General features: G+C 72.1%; 6 protein-coding genes. 1 reads left to right on the top strand and 5 read right to left on the bottom strand.

Annotated features, from left to right (window positions below; genetic code table 11):
• Positions 1–44 precede the first annotated feature (44 nt).
• From H5J33_RS19425 to H5J33_RS19405, 5 genes are all read right to left on the bottom strand, one after another.
• On the bottom strand, positions 45–929 hold the full coding sequence (locus H5J33_RS19425; protein WP_181796200.1) for a carbohydrate ABC transporter permease: 885 nt from the start codon (positions 927–929) through the stop codon (positions 45–47).
• On the bottom strand, positions 926–1861 hold the full coding sequence (locus tag H5J33_RS19420; RefSeq protein WP_181796199.1) for a carbohydrate ABC transporter permease: 936 nt from the start codon (positions 1859–1861) through the stop codon (positions 926–928). Before H5J33_RS19420 ends, H5J33_RS19425 begins: the two co-directional genes overlap by 4 nt.
• An 80-nt stretch (positions 1862–1941) precedes the next feature.
• Complete coding sequence (gene araD, locus H5J33_RS19415) at positions 1942–3675, bottom strand: L-arabinonate dehydratase (protein WP_399552876.1); 1734 nt, start codon at positions 3673–3675, stop codon at positions 1942–1944.
• The gene (locus tag H5J33_RS19410; protein ID WP_181796197.1) at positions 3672–4583 is read right to left on the bottom strand and encodes a dihydrodipicolinate synthase family protein; all 912 of its coding nucleotides are present in this window, start codon (positions 4581–4583) and stop codon (positions 3672–3674) included. The genes araD and H5J33_RS19410 overlap by 4 nt, the downstream gene beginning before the upstream one ends.
• Positions 4580–5236, bottom strand: coding sequence for a GntR family transcriptional regulator (locus tag H5J33_RS19405; protein ID WP_181796196.1), 657 nt, complete (start codon positions 5234–5236; stop codon positions 4580–4582). Before H5J33_RS19405 ends, H5J33_RS19410 begins: the two co-directional genes overlap by 4 nt.
• 505 nt (positions 5237–5741) lie before the next feature.
• On the opposite strand from H5J33_RS19405, the gene H5J33_RS19400 reads away from it, so the two are divergent.
• The coding region (locus H5J33_RS19400; RefSeq protein ID WP_181796195.1) for an MFS transporter at positions 5742–6512 on the top strand (771 nt) is incomplete at its 3' end.

Here is a 6512-nt window from a genome sequence, read left to right as displayed (position 1 = left end):
GAACAGGCCTGCCAGGGCCGTCACCGGGGGCAGGTGCCGGCGCCTCATCCCTTCACCGCCCCCGCGCTGAAGCCGGTGATCAGCCACTTCTGGATGAAGGCGAAGACGATCACCACGGGCACGGCCGCGATGATGCCGCCGGCCGCCAGGGCGCCCAGGTCGACGCTGTCGGCGCTCATCAGGGTGTTCAGGCCGACCGGGATGGTCTGCTTGCCCTGGTCGGAGAGGAACATCAGGGCGAACAGGAAGTGGTTCCAGGCGTGTACGAAGGCGAAGGAGCCGACGGCGATCAGCCCGGGCCGCAGCAGCGGCAGCACCACGATCCGGAAGCCGGTCAGACGGTTGCAGCCGTCCACCCAGGCGGCCTCTTCCAGGGAGTAGGGCACGTTCCGGATGAACCCGCTGATCAGGATCATCGACAGCGGCAGCTGGAAGACGGTCTCGGCGATGACCACGCTGCCCAGCGAGTTGATCATCTGCAGGTTCGCGAAGATCTGGAACAGCGGCACCAGCAGCAGCGCGCCGGGCACGAACTGCGAGCACAGCAGCGCCAGCATGAAGCCGCGCTTGAGCCGGAAGTCGAAGCGGGCCAGCGCGTAGCCGCCGGCCAGCGCGACGACGGTGGTGAGCACGAGGGTGGCCAGGCCGACGTAGACGCTGTTGGTGAAGTAGGTGCCGAAGCTGCGTTCGGTCCACACCTTCTCGAAGTGCTCGAAGGTCATCGGCCAGGGCACCAGGGAGGTGGAGCCGGCCGGGCGGAGCGCGAAGAGCAGGATCCAGTAGAAGGGGATCAGGGTGAACAGCAGGTAGACGGTCAGCGGGAGGTAGATCTGCCAGCGCGGGACCTGGTCCCAGGCGCGGCGCTTTCGGCCGGGCCGGGCGGGCTCGGCCGCCACGCGCTCGGGAGCGGGGGCGATCTCGGTGATCACCTGGACTCACCTCCGAACTTGCTCAGCCGCAGGTAGACGATCGAGCAGAAGAGCAGGATCACGAACGCCACCGTGGTGAGGGCGGAGGCGTAGCCGAAGTTGTGGGCGTCGACGGATGTGTTGGCGATGTACAGCGGCAGGGTGGTGGTCTCGCCGGCCGGGCCGCCGCCGGTCAGGGTGTAGAGGAGGTCGACGTTGTTGAACTCCCACACCGCGCGCAGCAGCGTGGACAGGACGATGGCGTCCTTCAGGTGGGGCAGGGTGATGTGCCGGAACTGCTTGAACCGGCTCGCCCCGTCGACCTCGGCGGCCTCGTACAGGTCCTTGGAGACGGACTGGAGGTCGGCGAGGATGAGGATCGCGAAGAACGGCACCCCGCGCCACAGGTCGGCGACCACCGCCGCCGGGAACACCGTGGAGGTGTCCGACAGCCAGCTGGTGCCGTACGAGCCGAGCCCCGCGTCGGCGAGGTAACGGCTGATGCCGGTCTGGGAGTTGTAGAGCAGCACCCAGATCGCGGAGGTCAGCACGCCGGAGACCGCCCAGGGGGAGAAGACGAGCGCGCGGCCCACCGCCCGGCCCACGAAGGTCTGGTTGACGATGAGGGCCAGGGCGAGCCCGAACAGCAGCTGCAACGCGACTTCCACCACGACCCACTTGGCGCTGAAGGTCAGGGTGTCCCAGAACTGCGGGTCGTGGGCGAAGGCCCGGGTGAAGTTGTCCAGGCCCGCGAATCCGTTCCGCCAGGGCTTGGTGGGGTTGTAGTTGCGCAGGCTGTAGTAGAAGACGCTGAGCACCGGGTAGGCGATGAATCCCACCATCAGCAGGACCGCCGGGGCGATCAGCAGATACGGCAGCCTGCGCGGGGTGGCGGAGGCACGGCGCCGCCTCGGTGGCGCGGGCGGCTTCGCCACGGCTGCGGCTTGGGCCATGACTGTTCTCCGTTCTCGGTGAAGCGCTTTCCGATCGGTGTTCGGGATCTCGGCCGTACGGGGCCGTGATCGCGTGCGGTTCAGCCCGCGTACGGGTCCCGCACCGTGCCCGGCCGGGCGAGGAACTCGAAGTCGCAGCCGGTGTCCGCCTGGGTGATCTGCTCGCTGTAGAGCGCGCCGTAGCCGCGTTCGTAGCGCACGGGCGGCGGGGCCCACTCGGCCCTGCGGCGCTCCAGTTCGGCGTCGTCCACCTCGAGCCGCAGGGTGCGCGCCGCGACGTCGAGCGTGATGAGGTCACCGGTGCGCACCAGGGCCAGCGGGCCGCCGACGTAGGACTCGGGGGCCACGTGCAGCACGCACGCGCCGTAACTCGTGCCGCTCATCCGGGCGTCCGAGATCCGGACCATGTCCCGCACGCCCTGCTTCAGCAGGTGGTCCGGGATCGGCAGCATGCCGTACTCGGGCATGCCCGGGCCGCCCTTGGGACCGGCGTTGCGCAGCACCAGGACGCTGTCGGCGGTGATGCCGAGCGCGGGGTCGTTGATGGTGCGCTGCATGGTCTTGTAGTCGTCGAAGACGACGGCCGGGCCGGTGTGCTCGAGCAGGTGCGGCTCGGCGGCGATGTGCTTGATGACCGCGCCGTCCGGGCAGAGGTTGCCGCGCAGCACCGCGACCCCGCCCTCGCTCGCGACCGGGTTGTCCCGGGTGCGGATGACGTCGTCGTCGTGGACCCGGGCGCCGGCGAGCTGCTCGCGCAGGGTGTCGTGGCACACCGTGGGCCGGTCCAGGTGGAGCAGGTCGGTGATCCGGGACAGGAAGCCGGGCAGGCCGCCGGCGAAGTGGAAGTCCTCCATCAGGTACTTCCGCCCGCCGGGGCGGACGTTGGCGAGGACCGGGACGGTGCGGGCGATGCGGTCGAAGTCGTCCAGGGTGAGCCGGACCCCGGCCCGGCCGGCCATGGCGATGAGGTGGATCACCGCGTTGGTGGAGCCGCCGAGGCCGAGCACGGTGGTGACGGCGTCCTCGAAGGCCTCCCGGGTGAGGATGCGGGACAGCCTGCGGCCTTGGTGGACGAGTTCCACGGCGGTCATGCCCGCCCGCGCCGCCATCCGGTCGTGCCCGGAGTCCACCGCCGGGATGCTGGACGCGCCCGGCACGGTCACCCCCAGCGCCTCGGCCGCCGCGGTGAGCGTGGACGCCGTGCCCATCGTCATGCAGTGGCCGGGCGAGCGGGCCAGGCCGCTCTCCAGCTCGGCCAGCTCGCAGTCGCCGATGAGACCGGCCCGCTTGTCGTCCCAGTACTTCCACATGTCGGTGCCCGAGCCGAGGACCTCGCCGCGCCAGTGGCCCGGGAGCATCGGACCGGCCGGCACGAACACGGCGGGGACGTCGGCGGAGGCCGCGCCCATCAGCAGCGCGGGCGTGGACTTGTCGCAGCCGCCCATGAGCACGGCGCCGTCGACCGGGTAGGAGCGCAGCAGCTCCTCGGTCTCCATGGCGAGCAGGTTGCGGTAGAGCATGGGGGTCGGCTTCTGGAAGGTCTCGCTGAGCGTGGCGACCGGGAACTCCAGGGGGAAGCCGCCCGCCTGCCACACCCCGCGCTTGACGGCCTGGGCGCGGTCGCGCAGGTGGACGTGGCAGGGGTTGATGTCCGACCAGGTGTTGAGGATGGCGATGACCGGCTTGCCCAGGTGCTCCTCGGGCAGGTAGCCGAGCTGGCGGGTGCGGGCGCGGTGGCTGAAGGAGCGCAGCCCGTCGGTGCCGTACCACTGGTGGCTGCGCAGTTCCCCGGGGCGCTTGGGGGTCGCGTTCATATGGACCATCCGGCGGCGATGGCGGCGACCTCGGCGCGCTCGTCCTCGGGCAGCGGCCTGCTGGGCGGGCGGACGTCCCGGCGGCACAGGCCGAGCGCGGCGAGGGCCTCCTTGACGACGGTGACGTTGTTGGCGCTGCCGTGCGCGGCGCGCAGTTCCTCGAAGCGGCGGATCTGCTCCCAGACCTTCATGGCGGCCGGGTAGTCGCCGGCGCGCAGCGCGTCCAGCATGTTCCGGGAGACGGCCGGGGCGACGTTGACGAGCCCGGAGGTGAAGCCGGTGGCGCCGGCGGAGAAGTAGGAGGGGGCGTACGGTTCGGCGAGTCCGGCCACCCAGACGAAGCGGTCCAGGCCGGCGTCCCGGGCGAAGGCCGCGAACCGGGCGGCGTCCGGGACGGCGTACTTCACGCCGATGACGTTCGGGCAGTGGCCGGCGAGTTCGGCGAGCCGGGCGCCGGGCAGCTCCGCGTTGCGGATGTAGGGCACCACACCCAGCTCGGGGACGGCCTCGGCGATGGCGCGGTGGTAGTCGACCCAGCCGGCCGCCGACACGTACGGGTGCACCGGCTGGTGGACCATGACCATCCGGGCGCCCAGGCCCTCGGCGTGCCGGGCGGAGGCGATCGCGGTGGGCAGGTCGTGGCCCACGCCGGCCAGGATCGCGGCGCGGTCGCCGGCCTCGTCCACGGTGAGCTCGGCGACCAGCCGGCGCTCCTCGGGGGTGAGGGCGTAGAACTCGCCGGTGTTGCCGTTCGGGGTGAGGGTGGTGATGCCGCCGTCGAGGAGGCGGCGCAGCAGCGCCCGGTGGGTGGCGGTGTCGACGGTGCCGTCCGCGGCGAAGGGGGTCACCGGGATGGCCACCACGTCGGCCAGGGCCGCCCGTTGGGCCTCGAAGGTCACGCTGCTCATTGCTCGCCTTCCGTGGGGAGGGGCTCGGGGAACGCCCGGCGGACGAAGGACGCGATGTGGGCGTGCAGGGCTCCCGCGGCCCCGTCCGCGTCGCCGTCCAGGGCGAGCCGCAGGATCTCCCGGTGCTCGGCGGCCTCCCGCTCCCAGGAGGGGTCGGCGGCCCAGGCCACGGCGGAGACGAGGGCGGCCTGGTCGCGGACCTGGTCCAGCATCCGGGCGAGCAGCGGGTTGCCGCACGGCAGGTACAGGGCGCGGTGGAACTCCCGGTTGGTCAGGGAGCGTTCGGCGGTGTCGGTGGCGTCGTCGGCGCGGGTCAGCGCGTCGCGGGCGGCGTCGAGGGAGGCGCCCCGGGTCACGGCCCGGCGCAGGGCCTCCGGCTCCAGCAGCAGCCGTACGTCGTAGACCTCGCGCGCCATGTCCGCGTCCACCATGCGCACCGTGACGCCCTTGTACTGGCTCATCACGACCAGGCCGGTTCCGGCGAGGGTCTTCAGCGCCTCGCGCACCGGGGTCTTGGACACCCCGAACTGCGCGGCCAGTTCCGTTTCGACCAGCGCCTGACCGGGCGTCAGCTTCCCGGTGAGGATGCGGTGTTTGATCGCGTCCAGCACGTACTGCGTGCGGGACGGGATCGGGGTGGGCACAGAGGTCATGCGGCCCTCTCGGATCTCACATATCGCGTCTCATATATGACGTACGAAGTACGACGCGTTGAAGGTAGGAGGGGCCGGATGTCCCGTCAATGCTTCTGACAAAGGAAGTTGCGGCGACACGGGTTCCGGTTCGCCCGGCGGGGAGCGTGAGGACCGGGTAGGGCACGGGCCGCGGGCGTCGGTGCCGGGCCGGACGGCCCGCCGGGGACGAAGGCGAGGAGGCCGGGCGGGAACAGCAGCACCGTGGCGGCGGCGGGCGCCACCGGACTCCGGGAACCGGGCTGGTCTTTGGTGTACGGCCTGGTCATGCGGTCGGTGAACCGGTGCGGCGGCCGGCGGCGGACCGGCCGGGATGCTCGGGCGGGGCGGCTCGGCCACTCAGGCGGACGGGGGCGCCTCTCCCCGGGTACTCAGACGCACGGGGCCGCCGGGACCGTTCCCCGCGCCCGGACCCGGGCATCCTCCCGATCCCCGTCCCCCCGCCTTAGGCCCACGATGGGCGGGCATGACGACTTCTCCGACCGCGTTCCGCGTGCTGCGGGACCGTGATGCCGGGCTGTACCTGGGGGCCGTGGTGGTGTCCGGGTTCGGCACCTCCTCCTTGTGGCTGGCCTCCGGGGTGTGGGTGAAGGACATGACCGGCTCCGACGCCCTCGCCGCGCTGTGCATGCTCGCGATGTGGGCGCCGTCGCTCGCCGGACCGGCACTCGGCACGCTCGCCGACCGGATGCGCCGCAGGCCCCTGCTGATCTGCCTGAACCTGGGCCTCGCCGCGCTGCTCCCGGTGCTCTTCGCCGTCGACTCCCCGGACCGCGTGTGGCTGCTGTACGCCGTGCTGCTGGTGTACGGCGCCGTCGGCACCGTGTATGACGCCGCCGAGTCGGCGCTGGTGACCACCGTGGTCGGCGCCGGCCTGCTCGGCGACTTCAACGGACTGCGGATGGCGGTCACCGAGGGCATGAAACTCGTCGCCCCGCTGACCGGCGCGGGCCTGTACGCGGCCTGGGGCGGCCCCGCCGTGGCCTGTCTGGACGCGGCGAGCTTCGCGCTCGCGGCCGGGATGTGCGCCCTGCTGCGGATCCGCGAGGAGCGGCCCGTACCCTCCGGCACCGGCTGGTGGCGGGAGACCGCCGAGGGCACCCGCCACCTGTGGGGGCACCCGGCGCTGCGCCCGCTGGTCCTGGCGGGCGGCCTGACGATGCTGTTCACCTCGCTGGCCGGTACGGCGGTGTACGCCGTGGTCGACCGCCTCGGCCACTCCCCCGCCTACCTGGGC

The sequence above is a fragment of the Streptomyces sp. WELS2 genome (genome assembly GCF_013870595.1).
In the GTDB taxonomy this organism is placed as follows: domain Bacteria; phylum Actinomycetota; class Actinomycetes; order Streptomycetales; family Streptomycetaceae; genus Streptomyces.
This window is presented reverse-complemented; position numbering and strand designations above follow the sequence as displayed.

Coding starts and splice junctions, on each gene's coding strand:
- H5J33_RS19420 (WP_181796199.1), bottom strand. CDS start 1,861: ATGGCCCAAGCCGCAGCCGTGGCGAAGCCGCCCGCGCCACCGAGGCGG.
- araD (WP_399552876.1), bottom strand. CDS start 3,675: ATGAACGCGACCCCCAAGCGCCCCGGGGAACTGCGCAGCCACCAGTGG.
- H5J33_RS19410 (WP_181796197.1), bottom strand. CDS start 4,583: ATGAGCAGCGTGACCTTCGAGGCCCAACGGGCGGCCCTGGCCGACGTG.
- H5J33_RS19405 (WP_181796196.1), bottom strand. CDS start 5,236: ATGACCTCTGTGCCCACCCCGATCCCGTCCCGCACGCAGTACGTGCTG.